2 protein-coding genes are annotated in these 1,503 nt (G+C 35.0%); both read left to right on the top strand.

Features of this window, described 5'->3' with window-relative positions:
* Positions 1-579: 579 nt before the first annotated feature.
* Positions 580-1,056: a hypothetical protein gene (locus N1032_RS23115; RefSeq protein ID WP_259542678.1), complete on the top strand. Its 477-nt coding sequence runs from the start codon at positions 580-582 to the stop codon at positions 1,054-1,056.
* Between the two features lie 213 nt (positions 1,057-1,269).
* On the top strand, positions 1,270-1,503 hold a 234-nt coding region (locus tag N1032_RS23110), incomplete at its 3' end, for a hypothetical protein (protein ID WP_259542676.1).

Below are 1,503 nucleotides of genomic sequence, written 5' to 3'. Positions count from 1 at the left end.
TCAGTAATTGACTTCTATCAAGCAACTACTGAAGGAAAAAACTTCACAATCCACTATTCAGATTCACTTGCAATCATAGATAAGTGATTTGAAACAGGCAATCTGCCGCCAAGATTAGAATGATATATCCAAAATCGCCACAGAAACCAAAATGGTGTGTCCGCTACAATGATAAGAGAAGCTATTTTGCGTGGTAAAAAGAAGGATAGAAAGTTCCTTGGAGAGAATTTGCCACCACAAACACTAAAACAAGTGCCACTATTAAGGGAAATTTTACAAAAAATAAAATAAGCGTTATGCTTGTTTTTTATTAGTTAGTTTTGTTTTCAAGAATTTGTGTTATAATTCCTATATATGAAACTATTTTTCGTATTTTCAGTGGAGGCATGACTATAACATATGACAAAACCATACAAATTATCAGATAATAAATGAATAAAACAAACTTTCTACTCGCAAGGAAAGCATAGTCCGGTAAATATCGGTGATATAATCGCCAACTTTACAGCGCAAGATAGTGTAAATAAAATTGATTCACGTGTATTTAATGGTCTTGCTAAAAAAGAATTGAAAAACATATTGTTGAAATCAGACTTTGACACAGAAAAAGCAAAGGCTGGAAAAATTCTGTCTTTCTTCGGTGAAGTTGCGGTCGCCCTAATAATCATTGATGGCGAACCAATCATAAAATTCTTCCGTGTCAAGAACTTCGAATCATCTGGCGTGGAACTTACTTCCATATTGGTTGAAGGGGAATCAAACTACAGTGATAGTCAAACCGGTTTCTCTGCCCCTATTCTATATAAATGGTTTATTGACAGAAATCAAAATTCAAAAACGTTTGGCAGAGTTATTCGAGACACTGTATATTATGATGAAGTATCAAGAACTACCAAAAGAGTTCCGGAAGCAAAACAATATGTATATGATAAGAGAATTACTAAGATACCTTGTCAAATCATTAGGAATACCCCTGATGCTACACCTGACTTAATCATAGCGGCAGAGATATTGCTTGAACTAAATGTTCTTGGTTCAGAGATTGGGCAAGAGTGAGAATTCATTAAGACACAACTTAATAACGTATCTGCCCTTATGGGTTCTGGTAAGAAAGGGTCTACCAGGGAAATAGAAATACTTAACGGTTCAAGAATTGCCGATTCCACATCTCCAAACTCTAAGTTTGCTGCGTCATTTACACCAGTAATCTCTGGGTCTGCATCATTGCAACAACTACTCCAAACAATCACTTGATTTGAAGATAGAGCAATGAAGTATGCGTTTGGGGGAAGGGATGCTAGTGGTTCGGGGACTAATAAGCACAACGCAGAAATATCGTTATTTAATCAAGCACAATCTGAAATGGTACAAGTGAAAATAGAACAAAGGCAACGTGATTATAATAGGTTTTTCAATACAATAGTGAAAATGTTTATTTCATTTGTTGGCGATGTCAATATAAAAATTGATTCCACTGAATTTGAAAAAGGTAAAATTGAAGGA

This window comes from Herbiconiux daphne (assembly GCF_024979295.1).
In the GTDB taxonomy this organism is placed as follows: Bacteria; Actinomycetota; Actinomycetes; order Actinomycetales; family Microbacteriaceae; genus Herbiconiux; species Herbiconiux daphnes.
The sequence above is the reverse complement of the archived record's forward strand: the minus strand, read 5'-3'. Positions and strand labels throughout refer to the sequence as shown.